24 protein-coding genes and 1 tRNA gene are annotated in these 21934 nt (G+C 63.6%); 14 read left to right on the top strand and 11 right to left on the bottom strand.

The features are described 5' to 3' along the window. The first annotated feature begins 77 nt into the window (after window positions 1–77). From ASF28_RS11175 to ASF28_RS11145, 7 genes are all read left to right on the top strand, one after another. A complete protein-coding gene (locus tag ASF28_RS11175; protein WP_056092149.1) occupies window positions 78–725 on the top strand; it encodes a TorD/DmsD family molecular chaperone in 648 nt (215 codons plus the stop codon). Between the two features lie 68 nt (window positions 726–793). Further along, a complete protein-coding gene (locus tag ASF28_RS11170) occupies window positions 794–1039 on the top strand; it encodes a formate dehydrogenase (protein ID WP_056094054.1) in 246 nt (81 codons plus the stop codon). Between the two features lie 7 nt (window positions 1040–1046). Then, the gene (locus ASF28_RS11165; RefSeq protein WP_056092146.1) at window positions 1047–3989 is read left to right on the top strand and encodes a formate dehydrogenase subunit alpha; all 2943 of its coding nucleotides are present in this window, start codon (window positions 1047–1049) and stop codon (window positions 3987–3989) included. Between the two features lie 16 nt (window positions 3990–4005). Continuing rightward, complete coding sequence (gene fdh3B / locus ASF28_RS11160) at window positions 4006–4602, top strand: formate dehydrogenase FDH3 subunit beta (RefSeq protein ID WP_056092144.1); 597 nt, start codon at window positions 4006–4008, stop codon at window positions 4600–4602. A 67-nt stretch (window positions 4603–4669) separates the two neighbouring features. Continuing rightward, window positions 4670–5710, top strand: a complete 1041-nt coding sequence (locus ASF28_RS11155) for a formate dehydrogenase subunit gamma (RefSeq protein WP_056092141.1) — start codon at window positions 4670–4672, stop codon at window positions 5708–5710. A gap of 22 nt (window positions 5711–5732) precedes the next feature. After that, a complete protein-coding gene (locus ASF28_RS11150; RefSeq protein ID WP_056092136.1) occupies window positions 5733–5972 on the top strand; it encodes a hypothetical protein in 240 nt (79 codons plus the stop codon). Window positions 5973–6054: 82 nt separating this feature from the next. Beyond that, on the top strand, window positions 6055–6618 hold the full coding sequence (locus ASF28_RS11145) for a hypothetical protein (RefSeq protein ID WP_056092130.1): 564 nt from the start codon (window positions 6055–6057) through the stop codon (window positions 6616–6618). Here the strand turns inward: ASF28_RS11145 and ASF28_RS11140 are convergent. The 4 genes from ASF28_RS11140 to ASF28_RS11125 all read right to left on the bottom strand — a co-directional run bounded on the left by ASF28_RS11140 (window position 6584) and on the right by ASF28_RS11125 (window position 9681). Next, on the bottom strand, window positions 6584–7087 hold the full coding sequence (locus ASF28_RS11140) for a DUF2721 domain-containing protein (RefSeq protein ID WP_056092126.1): 504 nt from the start codon (window positions 7085–7087) through the stop codon (window positions 6584–6586). The genes ASF28_RS11145 and ASF28_RS11140 overlap by 35 nt on opposite strands. Window positions 7088–7102: 15 nt before the next feature. Then, complete coding sequence (gene nhaA / locus ASF28_RS11135) at window positions 7103–8296, bottom strand: Na+/H+ antiporter NhaA (protein ID WP_056092124.1); 1194 nt, start codon at window positions 8294–8296, stop codon at window positions 7103–7105. 117 nt (window positions 8297–8413) lie between these two features. Further along, window positions 8414–9133 (bottom strand): anti-sigma factor, encoded by a 720-nt coding sequence (locus ASF28_RS11130; protein WP_056092122.1) that lies wholly within the window; start codon window positions 9131–9133, stop codon window positions 8414–8416. Then, window positions 9130–9681, bottom strand: coding sequence for a sigma-70 family RNA polymerase sigma factor (locus tag ASF28_RS11125; RefSeq protein WP_056092119.1), 552 nt, complete (start codon window positions 9679–9681; stop codon window positions 9130–9132). Before ASF28_RS11125 ends, ASF28_RS11130 begins: the two co-directional genes overlap by 4 nt. Before the next feature lie 231 nt (window positions 9682–9912). On the opposite strand from ASF28_RS11125, the gene ASF28_RS11120 reads away from it, so the two are divergent. Further along, window positions 9913–10491: a fasciclin domain-containing protein gene (locus ASF28_RS11120; protein WP_056092116.1), complete on the top strand. Its 579-nt coding sequence runs from the start codon at window positions 9913–9915 to the stop codon at window positions 10489–10491. A gap of 204 nt (window positions 10492–10695) precedes the next feature. Here ASF28_RS11120 and ASF28_RS11115 read toward each other — a convergent pair whose 3' ends face one another. Next, window positions 10696–11784: an HD-GYP domain-containing protein gene (locus ASF28_RS11115; RefSeq protein ID WP_056092113.1), complete on the bottom strand. Its 1089-nt coding sequence runs from the start codon at window positions 11782–11784 to the stop codon at window positions 10696–10698. A gap of 561 nt (window positions 11785–12345) precedes the next feature. On the opposite strand from ASF28_RS11115, the gene ASF28_RS11110 reads away from it, so the two are divergent. Continuing rightward, window positions 12346–12422: transfer RNA gene (locus ASF28_RS11110), tRNA-Arg, on the top strand. Between the two features lie 93 nt (window positions 12423–12515). Here ASF28_RS11110 and ASF28_RS11105 read toward each other — a convergent pair. The 6 genes from ASF28_RS11105 to ASF28_RS22495 all read right to left on the bottom strand — a co-directional run bounded on the left by ASF28_RS11105 (window position 12516) and on the right by ASF28_RS22495 (window position 18298). Further along, on the bottom strand, window positions 12516–13373 hold the full coding sequence (locus ASF28_RS11105; protein WP_056092109.1) for a DUF3102 domain-containing protein: 858 nt from the start codon (window positions 13371–13373) through the stop codon (window positions 12516–12518). Next, window positions 13370–13939, bottom strand: coding sequence for a hypothetical protein (locus ASF28_RS22500; protein ID WP_157085564.1), 570 nt, complete (start codon window positions 13937–13939; stop codon window positions 13370–13372). Before ASF28_RS22500 ends, ASF28_RS11105 begins: the two co-directional genes overlap by 4 nt. 39 nt (window positions 13940–13978) lie before the next feature. Beyond that, window positions 13979–14311: a hypothetical protein gene (locus ASF28_RS11100; RefSeq protein WP_056092107.1), complete on the bottom strand. Its 333-nt coding sequence runs from the start codon at window positions 14309–14311 to the stop codon at window positions 13979–13981. 315 nt (window positions 14312–14626) lie between these two features. Then, window positions 14627–15181: a recombinase family protein gene (locus ASF28_RS11095; protein ID WP_056092104.1), complete on the bottom strand. Its 555-nt coding sequence runs from the start codon at window positions 15179–15181 to the stop codon at window positions 14627–14629. Between the two features lie 138 nt (window positions 15182–15319). After that, window positions 15320–15988, bottom strand: coding sequence for a lytic transglycosylase domain-containing protein (locus ASF28_RS23715; RefSeq protein ID WP_443189734.1), 669 nt, complete (start codon window positions 15986–15988; stop codon window positions 15320–15322). 1236 nt (window positions 15989–17224) lie between these two features. Then, entirely contained in the window at window positions 17225–18298 is a 1074-nt protein-coding gene (locus ASF28_RS22495) for a hypothetical protein (RefSeq protein WP_157085563.1), read from the bottom strand. A gap of 766 nt (window positions 18299–19064) precedes the next feature. Here ASF28_RS22495 and ASF28_RS22490 point away from each other — a divergent pair. The 5 genes from ASF28_RS22490 to ASF28_RS11085 all read left to right on the top strand — a co-directional run. After that, the gene (locus ASF28_RS22490) at window positions 19065–19634 is read left to right on the top strand and encodes a helix-turn-helix transcriptional regulator (protein ID WP_157085562.1); all 570 of its coding nucleotides are present in this window, start codon (window positions 19065–19067) and stop codon (window positions 19632–19634) included. A 74-nt stretch (window positions 19635–19708) separates the two neighbouring features. Then, window positions 19709–20044, top strand: coding sequence for a curli-like amyloid fiber formation chaperone CsgH (gene csgH, locus ASF28_RS23710; protein WP_443189733.1), 336 nt, complete (start codon window positions 19709–19711; stop codon window positions 20042–20044). Window positions 20045–20054: 10 nt separating this feature from the next. After that, entirely contained in the window at window positions 20055–20783 is a 729-nt protein-coding gene (locus ASF28_RS21775) for a hypothetical protein (RefSeq protein WP_082476488.1), read from the top strand. Between the two features lie 48 nt (window positions 20784–20831). After that, complete coding sequence (locus ASF28_RS11090; RefSeq protein WP_082476486.1) at window positions 20832–21392, top strand: curli assembly protein CsgF; 561 nt, start codon at window positions 20832–20834, stop codon at window positions 21390–21392. 134 nt (window positions 21393–21526) lie between these two features. Next, on the top strand, window positions 21527–21934 hold a 408-nt coding region (locus ASF28_RS11085; protein WP_274533122.1), incomplete at its 3' end, for a CsgG/HfaB family protein.

Here is a 21934-nt window from a genome sequence, read left to right as displayed (position 1 = left end):
ACGCTTTTTATCCTAGCTCCAATGTAGGCGATCCGCCTAAGATACGGCGCTGGTCAGAGTTCGGGTTCAAGGGTGGGATGGGTTCCGTCGCAGTGGCTATCGAGCATGCGGACGAGGGGCCTCGAGACGGGTTCGCTTCGGTGAGCGGAACCGTCGATGCGGTCGATCTGGAGCGTGCGCAACATTACGATCTCCTCGCCGTCCTCCTCGGGCGGGCGCCGGATCGTGACCTGCTGGTGACGCTCGGTGGTCTTCGCGGTGACGACAGCGTCCTCGGCCAGCCCGTCGAGGCCGTGGCGCGCGCGAGCCGCACGGCGGCACCGGACACGGTGGCGCGCGAATATCACGACCTCTTCGTCGGCGTCGGCCGCGGGGAACTGCTTCCCTACGCATCCTACTATCTCACGGGCTTTCTCAACGAGCGGCCCCTCGCCCGGGTGCGTGCGGACCTCGAGAGCCTCGGGATCGAGCGGGACCTGAGCATGACCGAGCCGGAGGATCACCTCGCGATCCTCCTCGACTGCATGGCCGGCCTCGTGGCGGGCCGGTTCGCGTCGGAGCCCGACGCCGCGCGCGGCTTCTTCGCGAGGCATCTCGAGCCGTGGGCCGGGCGCTTCTTCTCCGATCTGGAAGGGGCCAAGGCCGCCCGCTTCTACCGGACCGTCGGCGGCCTCGGCCGCGCCTTCATCGCGGTGGAGGCGCAGGCCTTCGCCATGGACGCGTGAGCGCCCGCGACCATCAGAATCCCGGATGCGCCGAGCGCGCATCCCCCGCCGTTTGAGGAGTGCCGATCATGCGACAGGACCAGAAGGACCAGCTCGGTCGTCGTCAGTTCTTCCGCGCGCTGGGCGGCGGAACGGTGGCGGCCGCCGTGGGCGTGGCGGCGACGCCGATGACGGCGACGGACGCCCAGGCCTACGACCCCGGCCAGGACGAGACCAAGGGGCGCTACCGCCTCACCGACCACGTCAAGGCGTTCTACCGGACCAACGGGTACGAGACGCTCAAGAACAGCACCAACGACGCCGGCAAGAAGTGAGGCAGCCATGCTGACGAAGCGTAAGAGCGGCACGGCGAGCCGCACCAAGCATCAGGCGGTGGCTGCGGGCCTCGCCGCCGGGATGCTCGACCGTCGCGGCTTCCTGCGGAAATCCGGCCTCGCCGCCGGTGCCCTCGCCGCCGCCGGCTCGATTCAGCTCGGCTCCGTGCGGCAGGCGCGCGCCGCCGGTACCTCGGCGGTGGGCCCCGAGACCGTCATCAAGAAGAACGTCTGCACCCACTGCTCCGTGGGCTGCACGGTGACGGCCGAGGTGGTCAACGGCGTCTGGGTCGGCCAGGAGCCGTCCTACGCGAGCCCGATCAACCGCGGCACCCACTGCGCCAAGGGAGCGGCCATCCGCGAGCTCGTCTCGTCCGACCGCCGCCTGAAATACCCGATGAAGCTCGTCGCCGGGCAGTGGCAGCGCGTTTCCTGGGATCAGGCCATCGACGAGATCGGCGACAAGCTCGCGGCGATCCGCGAGAAGAACGGCGCCGACTCGGTCTACTGGCTCGGCTCGGCCAAGTTCACCAACGAGGCCGCCTACCTCATGCGCAAGTTCGGCGCGTTCTGGGGCACCAATTCCGTCGATCACCAGGCGCGCATCTGCCACTCGACCACCGTGGCGGGCGTGGCCAACACCTGGGGCTACGGCGCCCAGACTAATTCATACAACGACATCCGCAACGCCAAGACGATGATCATCCTCGGCGGCAATCCGGCCGAGGCTCATCCGGTCTCCATGCAGCACCTGCTGTCGGGCAAGGAGATCAACCGCGCGAATATGATCGTCATCGATCCGCGCTTCACCCGCACGGCCGCCCACGCCACGGAATACGTCCGCATCCGCTCGGGCACGGACATCCCCGTCGTCTGGGGCATCCTGTGGCACATCTTCCAGAATGGCTGGGAGGACAAGGAGTTCATCAGCCAGCGCGTCTACGCCATGGACGATGTCCGTCGCGAAGTTGCCAAGTGGACCCCGGAAGAGGTGGAGCGCGTCTCGGGCGTGCCCGGCGAGCAGCTCAAGCGCGTGGCGGAGAAATTCGCCAAGGAAAAGCCCGCGACCCTGATCTGGTGCATGGGCGCGACCCAGCACACGGTCGGCACCGCCAACGTGCGCGCGCTCTGCATCCTGTGTCTCGCCACCGGCAACGTCGGCAAGCCGGGCACCGGCGCCAACATCTTCCGCGGCCACACCAACGTGCAGGGCGCCACCGATCTCGGCCTCGATGTCACGTCGCTGCCGCTCTACTACGGCCTCGTCGAGGGCGGCTGGCGCCATTGGGCCCGCGTCTGGGACGTGCCGTACGAGTGGCTGCAGTCGCGCTTCGACGAGGTGCCCGCCACGGCCGGCCGCAAGGCCCGGACCCGTAAGGAGAACATGGAATCTCCGGGCATCACCTCGACCCGATGGTTCGATGCCGTGAACCTGCCGCCCGAGCAGATCGACCAGCGCAGCCCGCTGAAGGCCTTCATGGTGTTCGGCCACGGCGGCAACACCGTCACCCGCCTGCCCGAGGCGGTGGAGGGCATGAACAAGCTCGAACTGCTGGTGGTGGCCGATCCGCACCCCACCACCTTCGCGGCCCTGGATGCCCGGCAGGACAACACTTACCTCCTGCCGATCTGCACCTCCCTGGAGATGGACGGTTCGCGCACGGCGTCGAACCGCTCGATCCAGTGGGGCGAGCAGATCGTGCAGCCGGCCTTCGAGTCGAAGAACGACTACGAGGTACTCTACCGACTCGCCGTCAAGCTCGGCTTCGCCGACACGCTGTTCAAGGGCATCAAGATCGAGAACAACATTCCCTCGGCGGAAGACCTCCTGCGCGAGATCAACCGGGGCGGCTGGTCGACGGGCTATTGCGGCCAGAGCCCGGAACGCCTGAAGGCGCACATGCGCAACCAGGCCAAGTTCGATCTCATCACCCTCCGCGCCCCCAAGGATGACCCGGAAGTCGGCGGAGACTATTACGGTCTGCCGTGGCCGTGCTGGGGCAAGCCCGAGCTGCGGCACCCCGGCTCGGCGATCCTCTACAACACGTCGTTGCACGTGAAGGACGGCGGCAGCACCTTCCGGGCCCGCTTCGGCACCGAGCGCAACGGCGAAACCCTGCTCGCCGAGAACTCCTTCACCAAGGGGTCCGACCTCACCGACGGCTACCCCGAATTCACGTTCGGGGTGTTCAAGAAACTCGGCTGGGACAAGGACCTCACGGAGGAGGAGCGCGCCACCATCCTCAAGATCGGCGGCGAGAAGCCCGACACCGTGAGCTGGGCCACCGACCTGTCGGGCGGTATTCAGCGGGTCTGCCTCGACCACGGCGTGATCCCGTTCGGCAACGGCAAGGCCCGCGCCAACGCCTGGAACCTGCCCGACCCGGTGCCGGTGCACCGCGAGCCGATCTACACGCCGCGCCCCGATCTCGTGGCGAAGTACCCGACGCGCCCCGACGAGCGTCAGTTCCGCATGCCGAATATCGGCTTCTCGGTGCAGAAATCGGCGGTGGAGCGCAACGTCGCCCGCGACTTCCCGATCATCCTCACCTCCGGCCGCCTCGTCGAGTACGAGGGCGGCGGCGAGGAGACGCGCTCGAACCCGTGGCTCGCCGAACTCCAGCAGGACATGTTCGTCGAGATCAACACCGGCGACGCCACCGAGCGCGGCATCAAGGACGGTCAGTTCGTCTGGGTGACGGGCGCCGAGAACAGCTCGAAGGCCAAGATGAAGGCGCTCGTCACCGACCGCGTCGGCAAGGGCGTCGCCTTCATGCCCTTCCACTTCTCGGGTTGGTACGAGGGCCGCGACATGCGGGACTACTACCCTAAGGGGACCGACCCGGTGGTGCTCGGCGAGAGCTCGAACTCGGTCACCACCTACGGCTTCGATCCTGTGACGGGCATGCAGGAAACGAAGTGCACCCTATGCCAGATCAAGGCCGCGTGAGAGGAGCGCATCCATTATGGCCCGTATGAAGTTCCTCTGTGACGCCGACCGCTGCATCGAGTGCAACGCCTGCGTCACCGCCTGCAAGAACGAGCACGAGGTGCCCTGGGGCATCAACCGCCGGCGCGTCGTCACCCTCAACGACGGCAAGCCCGGCGAGCGCTCTGTCTCCATGGCGTGCATGCACTGCACCGACGCGCCCTGCGCCGCCGTGTGCCCGGTGAACTGCTTCTACACCACGGCCGACGCCGTGGTGCTGCACTCCAAGGACATCTGCATCGGCTGCGGCTACTGCTTCTACGCCTGCCCGTTCGGCGCGCCGCAATATCCGCGCGTCGGCAATTTCGGCTCGCGCGGCAAGATGGACAAGTGCACCTACTGCTCGGGCGGACCGGAGCCCGACCTGTCGGTGGCCGAGTACGAGAAGTACGGCTCGAACCGCCTCGCCGAGGGCAAGCTGCCGCTCTGCGCCGAGATGTGCTCGACCAAGGCCCTGCTCGCCGGCGACGGCGAGATGATCGCCGAGATCTACAAGCAGCGCGTGGTCAAGCGCGGCTACGGCTCCGGCGCCTGGGGCTGGAAGACCGCCTACCGCGAGACCGTGGCGATCTGATCGCCGCTCCGGGGCCGCTGCCCACGGGCGGCCCCACCCGTACGAGACGACTTCGAAAGGAACGCCGATGCGGCGGGCAGTCACGCTCTTCAGCACCCTCGTCCTCGCGGCGACGCTCCTGGCCGCTCCGGGCGTGTTCGCGCCCGCGCAGGCGCAGAGCCCGCAACAGCAGGACGGGCTGAACCCCATGGGCACCAAGCCCACGGCGGATTCGGTCAACGAGGAGTTCCTGTTCAAGCAGGCCGACAAGATCACCGGGCGCGTCAGCATCCCGGACCAGAAATCCGCCAACCTGATCCAGCCGCAGGGCCGCGAATACCGTGCCTTCCGCGAATCCTGGCTGCCCTGGATCGGGGCGCTCGGCATCCTCGGCATGATCGGGGCCCTGGGCGCCTTCTTCATGTGGCGTGGGCGCATCCTCACCGACGACACCCAGGAATCGGGCAAGAAGATCCTGCGGTTCAACGCTTTCGAGCGGTTCGCCCATTGGATGACGGCGACGTGCTTCATCGTCCTGTCCCTGTCGGGCCTGAACTACATCTTCGGCAAGCGCCTGCTGATGCCGGTCATCGGCCCCGAGGCCTTCGGCACCCTGGCGCAATGGGCCAAGTACAGCCACGTCTATCTCGCGTGGCCGTTCATGCTCGGCGTGGTGATCATGGTCGCCGTCTGGGTGAAGGACAACATCCCGAACCGGATCGACTGGGCCTGGATCAAGGCCGGCGGCGGCTTCATCGGCCACGGCCATCCCCACGCCGAACGTTTCAACGCCGGCCAGAAGGGCGTGTTCTGGATGGTCGCCGGCTTCGGCGCCGCCATGGGCGTCACCGGCCTGATGATGCTGTTCCCGTTCACGGTTCTCGACATCAACGGCATGCAGGTGATGCAGGTGATCCACGCCCTCATCGGCGTCGCGTTCATCGTCGGCATCCTGGCCCACATCTACATCGGAACGCTCGGCATGAAGGGCGCCTACGACGCCATGGGCAGTGGCGAGGTCGACCTCGCCTGGGCGCGCGCACACCACGACCTCTGGGTGGAGAAGGAGCAGGCCAAGACCTTGAGCGGTCCGCAGCTCAAGGTCCGCCATCCCGCGCCGGCCGAGTAGAATCGACCAGAAAGAACCGATCATGAAAGCCTTCGCCATTGCCGTCGCCGCCGCCATCGCGCTGGGCGTGCTGGCTATGCTCGCCCTCACCAGTTCCCAGAAGTTCGCCTATCAGGCCTTCGCGACCTCGGGCGCGCGGGTGTCGGAGCCGGGGACGAACCTGGTCGGCTCGAAGTGGAACGGCCTTCCGGTCCTCGGCGAGGCCACCGTCGAGGATCACGACAAGGTCAAGGGCGAGGCCTCGCATCCGAAGCGGTCCTGACCGCGCGAAGTCACTGCCGGGCCGACCCGGCCGCTGGGTGAAGGGGTCGTGCCAACGACCGGGAAGGGTTGAGGACATCAGCATGTGGACATCCCCGTCGCGCGTCGCGCTCGTCATGGCCGCCGGCCTGCTCGCGCTGCCCGCCCTCGCGCAGGATGCGGCCCCGCCGGTCGCCGCGGGCGGCCCGGCCAACCTATGCCAGGAACTGAAGGCGTTCGTGACGGTGCCGGAGGCGAAGAAGCAGGAGGCGGCCACACCGCAGTCCCAGGCGACGGCGGTGTCGAACCCATCGGGCAAGAGCGACGCGAAGCCGTCGGGTTCCGGCGGCGAGCCGCAGCAGAAATCTGGCCTCAGCGGCGCAACGGGATCGGCGGACACGGTGGCCCCCGGCGATCGGAAGGCGGCCCTGGCGCAGGCGAACGCCTCGGCCAAGGCGGCGGCCGCACCGGCCGCATCGCCGCCGCCCCCGAAACCCGATGCCGCCACCGTGGCTCGGATCGAGGCCGCGGCCGCGACCAACGATCAGGCGAGCTGCCGCGCAGCGGCCCTCGTCATGCGCAAGGCCGGCGTCCCGATGCCGCCACCGCTCCTGGCGCTGGCTGCCCTCGATCTCAAGTTCCAGACCGGCCAGGAGGCCCCTCGATAGCGGTGGCGTGACGGGTCTGGCGATCGACCTCGTCGCGGACCCCGCGCCCGGCCATCAGGATCTCGGTGAGGAAGGCCGCGATGGCCGCCACGGTGCAGACCAGCGCCACGCCGAAGCATCCGAACAGGACCGAGGCGGTGGCGGCGTCGCGGAGCGCTCCGACGAACAGCGTCAGCACCGCGATCCCGGTCATGATCCCGCCCGCCGAAGCCAGCACCACCGCGCCGTCTAGCACGAACGAGCGCCGCCGCAGGTATGACAATTGCCGCGACAGGCGGACGGCCTCGTCCGGGCTGGCGCCCCACAGCCGGGTCGAAGCGGCGTCGACCTTGTCGGCCACGCGCCCGAGGCGGGTGGAGAACACGTTCAGCAGCGTCGCCAGGGCCGTCAGCAGGAAGGCCGGCGCGAGGGCGATCTGAATGACGTGGGCGATGTCGTCGGGGGCGACGGGCGGCGACGGTGCGAACATGATATCCGTTGACGATCAGTCGCGGACGTCGGCGACCGGCCGCGGCGCGAGGAGGAGCACGAGGGCGCCGGCGACCATGCAGCTGACCGAGCCCAGGAGCACGCCGACCTTGGTCTCGGTCTCCAGGGCCGGGGTCTCCGCGAAGGCGAGGAGACCGATGAACAGGCTCATGGTGAAGCCGACGCCGCACAGGAGCGACAGGCCGTAGAGCTGCCACCACCCGGCCTGGGCGGGACGCTGGGCGAAGCCGAGCCGGATCGCGGCGACGACCGTACCGAACACGCCGATCTGCTTGCCGAGGAAGAGGCCGAGGGCGACGCCGAGGGTGACGGGTTCGAGCAGCATGGCGAGGGAGATGCCCCCCAGTGCGACGCCCGCATTGGCGAAGCCGAACACCGGCAGCACGAGGTAGGACGACCACGGGTGGAGGGCGTGCTCCAGCCCATGGAGGGGTGAGGTCGGATCGTCCGGCCTGGCCGGCCTGGTGCGCAGGGGGATCGTCAGGGCGAGGACCACGCCCGCGATGGTGGCGTGGATGCCGGATTTGAGCACGAGGACCCACAGGACCGCACCGAGGAGCAGGTAGGGCGTCAGCCGGGTCACGCCGGCCCGGTTCAGGCCGGATAGGAACGCGACGATGAGCCCGGCGCCGGCCAGCATCGGCAGCTGCAGGTCGGCGGTGTAGAAGGCCGCGATGATGAGCACCGCCCCGAGGTCGTCGAGGATGGCGAGCGCCGTCAGGAACACCTTGAGGGAGACGGGCACCCGCGATCCGAGGAGCGCCAGGATGCCGAGGGCGAAGGCGATGTCCGTGGCCGTCGGGATCGCCCAGCCGCGCAGGGTGTCGGGCGAATGCCGGTTGACCATCCCGTAGATCAGGGCCGGGACGACCATGCCGCCGAGGGCCGCCACGCCCGGCAGGACGCGGTCCGGCCAGGTGCGCAGGCGGCCGTCCAGCACCTCGCGTTTGATCTCGAGGCCGACCAGCAGGAAGAACACCGCCATCAGGCCGTCGTTGACCCAGTGCAGCACGCTCAAGGGCCCGACATACGTGCCCACCAGGGCGAAATAGTCCGGAGCCAGGGGCGAGTTGGCGACGAGCAGCGCCAGCACCGCGCTCGCCATGAGCACCAGCCCGCCGCCGGCGTCGGTCCGCAGGGCGGCCCGAAGGGCGGAGACCGGGCGGCGGATGGCGGAGGAAACCTTCATGCCGCGACGCGTGCCAGCGATCGAGGATGCGGGCAACCCGTCGAGGGCGCGCGCCGCGCCGCCGGAGGCCGATCCGGCCGGCACGGTACAGGGGAGGCGGCCGCCGGGGCGACGACTTCAGTCCCGCAGGAGCTTGCCCGAGTAGACGATCGGCCCCGTCGGCGCGCCGCTCGGCGAACCGCCGGGCGGCTCGACGGTGACGGCCAGGAGGGCAGTGTCGAGGCGGGCGTCCTCGCGGGCGGCCTCCGGCAGGGCGAGGCTGGCGCGCCCGGCCTCGACGAGGCCAAGGGAGCGCGGCGTGCCGCCGCCGGCGATGTACCAGAGCTCCAGGCTCTTCTCCCGGGGCGTATCCGCCGCCACGGACCGTACCTGCGCGAGCCCGCGCCGCGTATCCACCCGCACCACCAGGGCCGGCAGCTCGCCGCCGCGGTTGACCACGGCGACGTACTGACCCGCCTCCGGGTCCGCCGGCGGCAGGAACCGGCCGAGGCCGAGCGCCAGGGCGAGGCCGGCGGCCAGGGCCGAGGCGCCGAGGGCCCCCAGACGCCAGCGACGCAGGCTCCGGGCGAGGCTTTGCACACGCGGGTCTTCTCCGGCGGGGCTCAGGGCCGCCCGGATGCGCAGCCAGAGGCCCGCCGGGGGAGCGACCTCCGGAACGGTGTCGGCCAGGGGCGTCAGGCGGATCTGCCAGCGCGCCACGGCCGCCTGCAGATCGACCTCCGTCGCCAGGGCGCGCGCGAAGGCGAGGCGCTCGGCCAGGGGCAGGGTGCCGAGGACGTACTCGGCCGCCTGGATGTCGCGGTCGGGCGGGCGGAAATCGGCGGGGCCATCGCTCATGCGTTGGCGTCCAGGCAGGAGCGCAGGTTCGCCAGTCCGCGGTGGAGCCACGTCTTGATGGTGTTCACCGGCCGCTCGAACCGGGCCGCCAGTTCCTCGCGGGAAAATCCTTCGCAATAGGCCAGCACGAGGCATTGCCGGTGCATCGCGTCGACGCGGCCGAGGCAGAGCGCCAGGGCGCCGCGATCGAGGATGTCGCTCTCGCCGTCGTGCGGATCGGGCACCTGATTCATCCAATCCTCGCCTTCGACGAGATCCGTGAGGGTGGTTTCCTTTCGGGCGCGCACCACGTCGATGGCCCGATTGCGGGCGATGGCGCACATCCATGTGATCGGGCGGCCGGCCGTGGGGACATACGCCCCGGCATTCTGCCAGATCCGGAGATAGACATCCTGAAGCACGTCCTCGGCGGCTTCACGATTGCGGAGGATACGGAGCACGAGCCCGAATAGTTTCGCCCCCGTCTCGTCGTAGAGCGCCTTGAGCGCCGCCTGATCCCCGCCCGCGATGGCGGTCAGGCGCGCCTGGAGCAGATCATCGTCAGGCACGCGGCACCGCCACCGAACTCACCATTCCCCGTCCCCCCGGCCGTGCTCCAAGCATCGAAACCTCGGCATCGACGCCAGGTCGCGGCTTGTTCGGCATTCTTAGCGATCCCTTAAAGCAGCGCGGACCGCACGAAGCACCTCATAGCAGATCTTTCCTGAAACTTTCATTCCGAACGCGCCGTAAGTCACCCCGATTGTCCCGCCCGGGACATCCGAGGAGACAAGAAATCGATGCATAATCTTACCGCACGCCGTCCGCTGGTCTCCAAGCTGGCCGCCTTCGGCCTCAGCCTCGCCATCGGCGCGGCGCTCCCGGCCGCCGCCCTCGCCAAGAACCCGACGGTCGGCGGCGCTCCGATGTACGCCTCGAAGACCATCGTCGAGAACGCCGTCAACTCGAAGGACCACACCACCCTGGTCGCCGCCGTGAAGGCCGCCGGCCTCGTCGAGACCCTGTCGGGTCCCGGTCCGTTCACGGTGTTCGCCCCCACCAACGCCGCCTTCGCCAAGCTGCCGGCCGGCACCGTCGAGACCCTGGTGAAGCCCGAGAACAAGGCGACGCTCACCAAGATCCTGACCTACCACGTCGTCCCGGGCACCTACACCGCAAAGGACCTGATGAAGCTCGCCAAGGACGGCGGCGGCGAGGCCCAGCTCAAGACCGCCGCGGGCGAGCCCCTGACCGTCCAGACCAAGGGCAAGAAGGTCTACGTGACCGACGCCAAGGGTAGCACCGCCACGGTCACCATCGCCAACGTCATGCAGTCGAACGGCGTGATCCACGTGATCAACGGCGTCCTCCAGCCCTGATTCCTTCGGGGGTCTGCCCCTCGGCCGAACCGTGATGAACGCCTCCCGGCCCTCGGCCGGGGGGCTTTTTCGCGAAGGATCGGCGTACAGGTCCGGCACCGTCGTATCCGCCGGTACCACCGCGCGGCATGCGAGTGTGGATGTTGCGGCCCGAGCGCACCCGATCACGGGGACCCGCGGAAGACCGGCTTCACCCCGTCCGCCCTATGGCGCCACCGCCGTCATGGCATCGCCGAAGCACCGCACGAGACCGGATTCGAGCTTCGTGTCCATGCTCTCGAGGACCGCGAGGGCGTCGCGCGTCGGCATCGGCTCCTTGTACGACCGGCGCTCGGTCAGGGCCGCGTAGATGTCGCAGATGGTCAGGAGCCGCACGGTGTCGCCGATGGCCGACCCGACGAGGCCGTCGGGATAGCCCGACCCGTCCAGCATCTCGTGATGATGGCGCACGGCGCCCAGGGTGGCGTCGTCGCAGCCGCTGTCGCGCAGGATCTCGTAGCCGATCACCGGATGGGTGCGCATGATCGCCATCTCGTCGGCGTCGAGGCGACCGGGCTTGTTGAGGATCGCCTGCGGGATACGGGCCTTGCCGAGGTCGTGCAGCAGGGCCGCCCGGACGAAATGCTGCCGGTCCTGCTCGGGAAATCGCAGGAAGTTGACGAACTGGGCGGAGACGCCGGCCACCAGCAGGCAGTGCTGATAGGTGGCGTCGTCGTGGGTCCAGACGGTATCGAGCCACCGGGTCAGGCCCCCCTCGCGCACGGCCGCCAGGATCGGCGTCAGGCCCGCTTCGACCACGCCGAGGGTCACGCCGCCGACGCGAGCCCCGGCGAACAAGCCGGTGAGCGCCTCCGTGGCCCGCACGATCCCCTGGCCCGCCACGCCCCTGGCGGTCTCGTCCCGCGCGGCGACCTGATCCCGGATCACCTGTGCGACGACGTGCGGGGACGTGTAGGCCGGCAGGCAGACCGTGGCCCCGAGATCGCGCGCCTGCCGCAAATCTCCGTCCGAGGTCGAGCGCATGAGGCAGATGACCGGAATGCGCCCCGCTTGACCGGCCACGGGGCCGGGCCCGGGGCGGGCGGCCTGACCGGAGGGCATCAGCGCGCGCAATCGTCCAACGGATTCCCGCCGGCTGAGGGTGAGATCGGAGACGATGGCGACCGGTGCGCCCGGCGGCGGCGTCTCCTCGCCGGCCACGACCGCGCAGCGACCGACGGTGTTGAGAATCGTTTCGAGGGCCGCGCTGCGATCGGGACGATCGGTCAGGAGGAAGATCGCGCCGTCAGTCATTCCCGTGCGTCCAAGCCCCTATCCCATGCGTCGAAGACCCTACCCCGTGCGTCCAAGGTCCTGCGTCTTCCACGCCCGCGTTGCCGGAGGATCGCGCCGAACCGGACGCGTGGCTCCCGGCGTCGTACGGAAGCTGCGCGCGGCGCTGCAAGAAGCCCGGAACTCGCGTATAGATTATCCGCGTCTTTCGTGTCCAAGGAAATACCCATTCCTTCCAATCGGGCACCTGCACACACCACCCGGAGCCGTTGTCGACCGCGGTCCTCGAAGAAGAGTCCCCGAAAAAGAGGACCGCCATGCCGTGCCGGAGACTGCGCCATTTCGGTCCAGAACGAGCGATCACTTTAGCAAGATTCGGTCCTTCAAAGGGCCGCCCCGGGGATCGCACGGCCCGTTGCTTCATCATCGCACGCGCGAACCATCGGTCGCGACGGCATGAATCTCCCGTCTTGGTGCATCGCAGCACTGCGCAGGCGCGTCGTCTCGAGGGCCACGGGCACGCGGCCGCACGCGGGGTTGACCAGGAGCGGCCCCCATGGCTTCTACCAGCCCTGGCACTCCGACTCCGTAGCTCAGCTGGATAGAGCAGCCGCCTTCTAAGCGGCAGGTCGTTGGTTCGAGCCCAACCGGGGTCGCCAAAAATTAGCCTGTCAAGTCAATGACTTGGCGGGTTTTTTTTGGCTATCGCTCGTCATTCGGTGTTGCAACATGCTGCAACACGTTCCGTTATTTTACAATGAGTTACGACCCGGCGCAGGCAGGTCCGTGCAACACGGATGGAACACGAAAGCCCCCAGGTGGAGGAAACGGCCGCCCATGGCTTCGGGGGTCGGAAGCGAGCTGAGGCGCGAGTTAAGCGCGACCACGTTCGTGGGATCGGCCGGCGGCTCTGCCGGGTTAGGGAGGTCGGCGGGAGGGGCAGGCTCAGCGGGCGCCTCGGGCTCGGGCATCTCGGGCGGCCGGCGGCCGATGGCCGACGTCCGCATCTGCGTGACGTTGCCGTGCCGATCCTGATAAGTTCGGGGCTCGGCCTCACTGGAATTTCTTCCAGTGACCAAGGCGCGAAGGCCGGCGACAAGCGGGTGTCCAACGAAGCAGCGTCGAGCGATTTCACGGTCCGCCCACTTTGACCACTCCTTATCCTCAAGGAGGAGTTGGACCGCTCGCCGCTTGTCGGCGTTCGACCGGCGCAGGCCGTGGGTCGTGTTGGCCCCGGCGGAGTGCAGGATCGCGTCCCGGATGGTCCCGGTGCGGACCTCGCACGCAATCGTCTCAAGCTCAGCTTCCCGAGCTGGGGCGAGCCGGTGGAAGCCCTCCTCGCGGATGAGTTCGGGAGTTGAGGGGGCGGTAAGCTCGTAGAGGACGGTCGCCGGCAAATTCGGAACTGTTCCGAGTTTGGAGTAGCAGTCGGCAACACGCATAAAATTGTGCGCGGTATCGACGCTCATCCCGAACTCGGCCTCGATCCACGGCAGGAAGTGGCCGTGGCCGAGCTGGCCCTTGATCTCGATCAGGTCCCGCCCGATCTCGATGATGTCGGCCGCCGTGCGTGGGCCCGAGGGGAGGCAACTTCGTTGCGCGTCGTTCAAATATTCTGCGGCTCGCCAGGAGCCAAGGGCGCCGTCGACCTCTCCCCCAAAATTCTCTTGCCGGCCCTCGCTTCAATATTAGCGACTGCAAGCCCACTCCAAAGCAGTATCAGAGATATAACAATCCTATTTTTCGGCTCAAAGTCATGAGCATTCCAGAAATTTAGTCGTTTAGTACTGGTTGGATAGATCCTATGGTATGCTTCTTGGAAGTATTCTATACCATGCTCTTTAAGGGCAATATTGAAGCTGTCGGCTTCTTGTTTGCCAATTGTAACACCCAAATTATGGGCAAATTTATTCCGCAAATTTCCTGCATAACTAAGCGGTGCCTGCAATGCCCTAGGCATTCCAAGGACTTTTGCAAGCTTACACTTTTCCTTGTAACCAAGGCTTAATGCATCAACCGCATTGGGTGGGGAAAGGCGTATCTTAATGAACTCGATCAGTTCATTCTCAACATGAATATGCCCTCTGATAACAAGTCCTAGATCGTCCTCTTTGAAAAGGGTGTCGTGGAAAGCATTCCGCCTTGCTTGAAGGTTTTGCTCTGCTGCTGTGTCCATACGGCCCCCGAAATTCTGCCCGAACACCGGGTCCGCAAATCAATGCACCTGTCGAATGAGAACGTAGACGAGGGCTCCCCCGATGGCGATCACCAGAACTAGGAGGACGTAAACGAGGCGCGTCAGTTGGTGGACCCGGTTGAGGATTGAGGTGGTGTTAGCGAGGGCGTGGGCCCCGTCCTGGCGACCGTTACGAAGTATCTTGTCCCGCGTCGCATCGGTCAGGACGTAACCGATCTGGCCGTCATCGTCCTCAATCTCATGCTGGGTAGTGAGCAAGCCGACTGCCCAGTTGTCCCAGTTGTCGCCTTTCATCCCCAGCGCGCGGTTGGCCTGGATTTGCTCATGGATGCGTTGACCGACCTCGCTCATAACTCTCTCTCGCTGACTAGCTGGCCAAGCGGCGCTACCAGGGGGCATGCGGCGCCGGGGCGCGAACTAAGAGATGGCGAAAGCGAGGGCCAAGATGCCACTTAGGAACATCCCATAGGTTGCTACCACGGCGGCGACCTCGCGGTGTTGATGCAGGACGGTGCGCGAGGCGAGCAGCATGGCAGAGGACCGGGAGCGCGTGTGCCCTCAATGTGATCCTCTGTCCCTCCAGAAGCGAGGCCTTCGGGGTGGGGAACGAAGGGAAAACATCGGGCGTAGCGCGGCGGTCACATAGCCGGCGAGGAGGCGCCCTCGTCACTCCGCTTTGACGCTAAGTGCCCGATGCACGGAGCCTTTGCCGATGCCGAGCCTCGCCGCGATCGCGGCCATAGATAGGCCCTCAGCGGCTAAGGCCCTGATCTCTGTGGTCTTGGCCCGTGCGGTAGGCTTTCGCCCTTTGTAGACGCCTTCAGCCTTCGCCTTCGCGATCCCCTCGCGCTGCCGCTCCAGCATCATCTCCCGTTCGAACTGCGCGACGCCGCCGAGGATGTTCAGCATCAGCTTGCCCGTTGGGGTCGAGGTATCGACCCCGAGATTTTCAATCCGCAGAGCCACGCCCTTGGCCCCAAGATCGGCGAGGATCGACCCCAGGTGCGTAACGGAGCGGGCGAGCCGGTCGAGCTTCGTCACCACCAGCGTGTCGCCGCTGCGGCAGAACGAAAGAGCCTCCTGCAAGGCCGCACGCTGCCCAATAGAGGAGACCTGCTCCTTGTACAGTCTTTCGCATCCGAGAGCCGTCAGATCGCGAATTTGAGCCTCAAGGCCGGCTTCCTGTTCCAAGGTTGACGTGCGGGCGTATCCACCGAGCATGCTTCCGTCCCACTAGGTTCTATGACCTCCTGACTCGGATCGTTCCAAATAGCAAACACCATGCTTGCGGAACTGTCTCGAAGGGCGGTGGAACGTTCCACAGGGGCACGCCCTATTGGAATGGGCAGACTCTTTCGCTCAGTAGACTGCCGCAACGATACAACCCGTACTGCGCATACTTTCGCATAATGCGCTTTCACCAGAGAGTGGGCGCAAAACCGTCTGTCGTAGTGCTGTAGAAGCTTGAGCTGTCTTCGATACGCTCGTGTTCGAAGTTTTTGTGAAGGGAACCTGCCCATTTGCGCGGGGCAGGATCTTGAGAGTGAAAGCCCATTCCGGGGAGATGCGGCCCGAAAGGCCGGTGAAGGCGGGGGCGCGATTCGATGCGAGGGAGCCTGGCATCAGGGTCGCAGTGAGGCCCGCCGGCGCCCATTCGTGGGCGTCCCGGCCGGTGATTGCCCGGACGTAGTTGCGCGTCTCGAGGGGGAGCCCGCTCTGGCCCGACAGCCATGCCCGCACCCGCCCTTCGCCGGCATTGTAGGCAGCCGCCGCTAGGCCCTGGTTGCCGAATCGGCGATGCAGGGCCGCCAGCAGCTCGGCGGACTTCGGCAGGGCCTTAGCCGGATCGAAAGGATCGTCTAACCCCATCATCGCCGCCGTACCGGGCATGAACTGGGCGATGCCCTGTGCGCCAGCCCGGCTAACGGCATTTGGGTTGTAACCGCTTTCTTGCCGGATGAGGCGCTTGAAGAAGTCTATGCCAACACCATAACGGCTCGCGGCGGCCTCTGCCAAAGGCTCGAACACCGTAGGTGCGCTCGTTCGCGTAAAGCGTGGAGCTGCGGCTATCACCGACCCAGCGACTGATACTGTATTAAGAAGCACAAGACTTGCGTCAGACTGTTCTACAGTGGTACGCATCTGGGTCAAGAGTTCGGCCTCTCCTGCACCGGATAGGGCCCGGCCGCTAGCAAAAGCACTTCCTCCAAAAATAAGCATGCCAATAACGGCTACAAGCGCGTACATTTATGCCCCTCGAACTTCGCCCTTTTTCAGAGCTTGTTATCCATTATTTAGTAAGTTTTCGTTTTCCAAATGCAATTCTAGCTTTCCGAGAGTAATGTTTACAATCTTGCCTCCGCTCACCCGCGCGGTCCTCTGAATCGTTTTCAAGTAGATTAATGCTGTGGGCGGATGGAGCACGCCTCCCTAGCGTGTCGATCCAGGTTTCGGGACCACCTGCCGTACCTGTGTTTCTGATGGCTCATCGATTTTCGGCTTCACAAACGTCGATTTGACAGCCGCTTGCCCCGTTGTTGCCGCTGCCGAGGATGTAGCAGTTGCTTCAGGAGGGCGCTCAGAGATCTTTTTTGGTGGTCCCGCCAACGGTACTGTAGCAACGGGGCTAGTTTTTGGTTTACCAAGCCGGCCAACCTTCACAGTCAGTGATACGATACGACCGCTTGCTGAGTCCCAACTGCACTCGTAGTTAACCCGGATCCACTCTTTCTGAGAATTCTGGAAGCGAATGGAATCCCCCCGATAGCGGACCACACTCGATCCGGATCCATCGGAAGTGTTTGCTTCTTGAAAAATGCCAGTTTGAGGCCGGTAGATCCAATCGAAATCGTCGGGTGCCTGTGCCTCAATCTGGGGAGCACAAGCCTGGGCAGCCCGTTCGGAATTCAGTCGAACACAAGATGCATCACAGTTGGATGCAAGTGGTGGGGAAACTGGCGAGGAAGGGGGGGGACCTGCTGACGTTCGTTCGCTTGTCGCAACGGTATCATTGATCGCAGTTCCAGATAAAGGCGGAACAGCATTCTCGGCCCAAGATGTAGCAGACATCACCGTAAAGGCGGAACTCGCACCCAAAGCGGTCCAGAAAATGATAAGTGGATATGCTAATGACATTTTCTTAAGCAAAATGCCGAGCCCTCAGCTTTCTATGTTTGGGTATAAGGTTTCTGGCTAGAACATTAACAATTTGCTATACAACCAAGGCGATGCAGGGGAGAATATTCCCCCTGCATCGCATTATGGTTATCGCTGGCGGATCATTGCCACGTTGGATGTGCCGTACTGGCTGGAATAGGCAGAGTTATTGTTGCCGCCCTGATCAACTGTCAAGCGGTGAGTAAATCCAGTCTGCATACCAATGAACTGGTTGTTAAAGCCAGACTGATCAATCTGAGCATATTGCGTATTTCCATCCTGTACCATGTTGGTCAAGAGGAGACCGCCATTTTGGTTTACAGTAAGGTTATGGTTGCCACCAGTTTGGACTGCCGTCACTTCATTCCGGGCGCCAGTACCGTTCTGGGTAATGCTGAGGACACTCGTAAGTCCGTCTTGCGTTGAATTTGCAACATTGTTAGTCCCAGTCTGAAGGACAGCAAGTCTGTTCTGTGCGCCGTTCTGAGTAGAAGTTACCTTCGAATCATTGGCGTATTGGCGAATGGATGCAAAGTTAGCACCATCTGCGCTGATGCTAGACGTCTGGGTGAGATTAGCGGAAGAATTGAAACCAGATTGATCGAAGACTGCAACATTTGGGTCTTTGCGGCTGGTCTGATTCAGAGTTATGTTGCCACCATTTCCGACCTGGTTCACGAAAAGAAGATTTCCAACAATATTGGAACCTTCGTTAGTCTGTTTTAAGTCCAGTTTATTAAAGCTGCCGTCTTGCTGAACTACGTTTCCAGTAGTGGTTATGCTGGTAAGATTGGTGGCAAGGCCAAGCTCGCCATTCCCATTCCCATTGCCGTTCTGCCGGAACTGGGTAGTGTTGTTATTTCCTGCCTGACGAATATTCAGGGTGTTTCTGTTCCCAATCTGATCAGAAACGTTGATGGAGCCATTCGAACTAGTATCCGCAGCGCCAACCGTATTGTTATTGCCACTCTGATCGATCTTGAGGTAGTTATAGTCACCAGATTGGTAAGCACTATTGCTACCTGGAATGCCAATTTTGCCGCCATTACCGGTCTGATTAGCATCAAATTCGTTTTTTAAGCCGCTCTGATAGAGATTAACGTAATTCCCCTCAGCAAATGCGGAGGTCGAAAAGGCGAGCGTAGCAACGCTTATGGAGAGGGCAAAAAGATGCTTATGCATAGTAGCTGAACCCCTGTGCGGAGTAGAGGCTCACGCCCCCTCCCAAGTGTCGATTAGCGGACTTACGCCGCTGTTGCCGTTTGAGGATTTGAGCGCTCGTTTCAACCGGCGTCCGATCCTTAACGGTTTGTTAGCTACACCGTATGCAGGGGGTTCGCATCATCCAATTGAATGATGTTTTAGATTTTGTTTAGGATTGAGGGTGTCGAGGGTGCGCCAAGCGATTGTTAAGCTTAATCATCTGAATGGATGATGCGCCGGGTAGGCCCAAGGCGTTACAAGGAATGATTCAGACGGGCAATCGGCCTGTCCTTTTGATTGGCGTTTCGCTGTCATGCCGCATGTGACGTCTCAGGTGATTAGCGCAGCATCGGGCTTTTATCACGAGAGCGGCTATCTCGTGTGGGTTCGTAATCACCTCGCTGCCCTTCTCGTTGAAGCGGATGGCGGGTGGTTCTTACAGTTTGGGCTTGGACCATTCGAAGCGGAGGGATTGATCTTCGCGTCTGTAAGCGATGCCGAAGATTGGATCCGCACCTGCATCCCGTCCGGGTGGGCAGATGGCTCATGAAGGTGAGACCTCATTCATTCGACCCTCCAATGCACTACTTCGCAAAGGGCATTATCCTTATAGGTGATAATGCTACGCATTCTATCCGCAGTTTTCATCGGGGATATTTGTCGGCTGTTAAGCGAAGACGTCTTAATAAAGGTAGACGTTCCATTCTAAGAGTGCTGAGCACTCTAGAAACGCAGGTAAGTGATCGTGAGTTCGCCCTACCCCCTTCTGCAGTTTCTCGATCGGATGAGTTGCGGGGCGATTGTTGTCGATATGAAAGGGGAGCCCATCGCCTCGAATACGATGGCGATTCGTATTCTTGGACGAGAGGGCGCGCCGACGCTCGGTTTGTCGTCCCTGGCCGAAAGCGGGCGAGTCCTTCGCAACCTGCTTATCCAGTCGGGTCAAGACCTTCAGATAAACAGCGAATGCTGGGTGACCATTTCACGGGACTGCGGCGCTCCACTGGTCCTACACACCGTTCCTCTAGGGGGACCAGGAACGACAGCTGCGAGCACGATCGTCATCCTGATCGATTTGCGATACAATCCGCGCCCAACTGTAAGCGTTTTACAGAAACTCTTCGATCTCACACCAGCCGAGGCACGGCTTGCCATCGAGATCGCCAGTGGGCAGATGTTGTCAGAAATCTCGTCCAAGATGAGGCTCAGCAGCGCGACGCTGCGCACACAACTCTCGGCGGTGTTCACCAAAACGAAAACGCGTCGGCAAGCCGAACTTATCGCGGTACTCACACGGGTCGCTATCTTCCCCTAAAATGTGCGGTCCCCCTCCGCCTTAGCGCGATCGCTTGCACCATCTTTTTGGTCTTCGCTTCCGGAGCAAGTAGCATGGGGCCGACATACGAAGCGCTTGCAGAAACGTCTATCCGTTGTCGCATTCAGCGGGAAACTACAAATGACATAACGACACTGCGTGGGATCGCCTTTGCAAAGACGGACACTGCAGGTGGTTACACTCTGCTGGTGGTCAAGACCGGCCCCGGGGGTACGTCGCGCCTCTCGCAAGGTGGGCGGTTTCAAGCCGCGGCGGGCGCCCAGACCGGACTCGGTGAGGTCGGTTTCAACCTGGAGCCGAATGCCGGATTCGAGGCAACCCTAACGCTTGAGGTGGAGGGCCATCGTATTAGCTGCGAAGCCAGCGTTGCCCCCACGACACCTTTATGAGGTCTAACTGATGACAGTCTCCTATTCCAAGCATGTCCTGGCGGTACTCCTCGGCTTTGGCCTCACAGCTCCCGCCGCTGCTCAACAAGGCGTCTATATCACTCAAATCGACCCGACGGCTGCAGTGCCGGCTCCGCGTACTGGGAATCAGAATGCGGTCGATTCCCGTCTCCTAGCTACGAACCCAGCTGTCACTGGCCTACCAATCGCCAGCCCAGCGACCAGTAACAGCCTGTCTGCGATCGTTACTGGAGCCGGCCAGTCTGGGCCGATGACGGCCGGTCAACTCAGAAATATCGCCGAGATTAATCAAACTGGTTCAGGTAATCGTGGTACTATCAATCAGTCGGGTTCCGATAACAACAGCATAATATCTCAAACTGGCCAATTTAACAATTCATTTTCCACCACATCGGGAATAAGCAATAATACTTATCAAAGACAGGAAGGCATATATAATCAATCAAGCCTACGGGCCAGCGGTGAAAGCAACATTTTAACAAATATTCAGACCGGTAATTCAAATTCCTCAAATATTTCTGTGGTTGGTTCGGGGTACAATATCAAAAATATACAAGATGGGTCGGGACTTTTTTACAATTTCAACTCAGCATCCACAAATCCTGGTGATAAATATATCACAATTGAGCAGAGAAGTATTTCAGCAGCGGCCGCAGCAGGTACAATTGGGTTGTCGTCACCCACTGGCGGTGCAATCTCTACACGTCCAACGCGGTGACATTCATGCTTTCCTAGAAAGGTATGTCGCCACGGTTGATGATTGGGGATGGCGATGCCTTTGCGGTTGTGTTCGCGTGCTGTGCTTGCCTTGATCGCTCTGGCGATGCCCGTCTCGGCGAGCCCGCTCAACTACCAGCCGGTGAAYCCGTCGTTCGGGGGCTCTCCGCTCAACGGGAACTGGCTCCAGTCGCAGGCGACGGCGCAGAACATCTTCGTGCGCAAGCGCCAGCTCGCGGACACGGTCCCGTCGTTCGGGGGCTCTCCGCTCAACGGGAACTGGCTCCAGTCGCAGGCGACGGCGCAGAACATCTTCGTGCGCAAGCGCCAGCTCGCGGACACGGTGGCCCAGCAGATCGCGCAGCAGCAACAGCAGGCGAACAACACCCCCTCGACCGCCTCGAACTTCGCCGCCGTGATCAAYGCGCGCCTGCTGGCGGCCGTCGCCGACCGCATCACCAACGCGATCTTCGGCGAGAACGCGCAGCAGAGCGGCACCTTCGTCGTCCAGGGCACSACGATCCAGTTCCAGCAGGCGGGTCCCAACGTCCAGATCACGGTCAATGACGGCGCGACCGTCTCCACCGTGACGGTGCCCCTCGGGTTCTRAGGGACCAACCYGCGCGAAACCCGGCTTTCCGGCCATTCCGCCTTCTCGTCGTAGCGTAGGACCGCGTGGGGCCTCMGGCGCGATCCCATCCGAGCGGCCTGCCGCCCCTCAAGAATCTCCCGGTGTTTCCTCGGATGATCCTGTTTCCACAGCGCCTGTTCGCCGCCGGTCTGGCCTGCCTGATTCTGGYCGGGTGCGAGACGACCYTGGGRCAGCGCGAAACCCTGGCGGAAGCGCCGATCCTYACGCCCGCCTCGCCCACCGGCATCGGCCTGGAGACCTTGCCGCCGCCGGAGCGGGCCATCGACGTCGCCATCTACGCGTTCCCCGACCTTACCGGTCAGAACAAGCCGAGCGACAACTTCGCCGAGTATTCGCGTGCGGTGACCCAGGGCGGGTCGGCCTTCGCGGTCGATGCCCTGCGCAGGGCCGGCGGCGGCAAGTGGTTCAACGTGGTCGAGCGCGGCGGCCTGCAGTCGCTGCTTCAGGAGCGCCAGCTCATCCGCGCCACGCGAACGGAGTTCGAGGGCACCAACGCCAAG

This window comes from Methylobacterium sp. Leaf99 (assembly GCF_001422375.1).
Taxonomy (GTDB): Bacteria; Pseudomonadota; Alphaproteobacteria; order Rhizobiales; family Beijerinckiaceae; genus Methylobacterium.
This window is presented reverse-complemented; position numbering and strand designations above follow the sequence as displayed.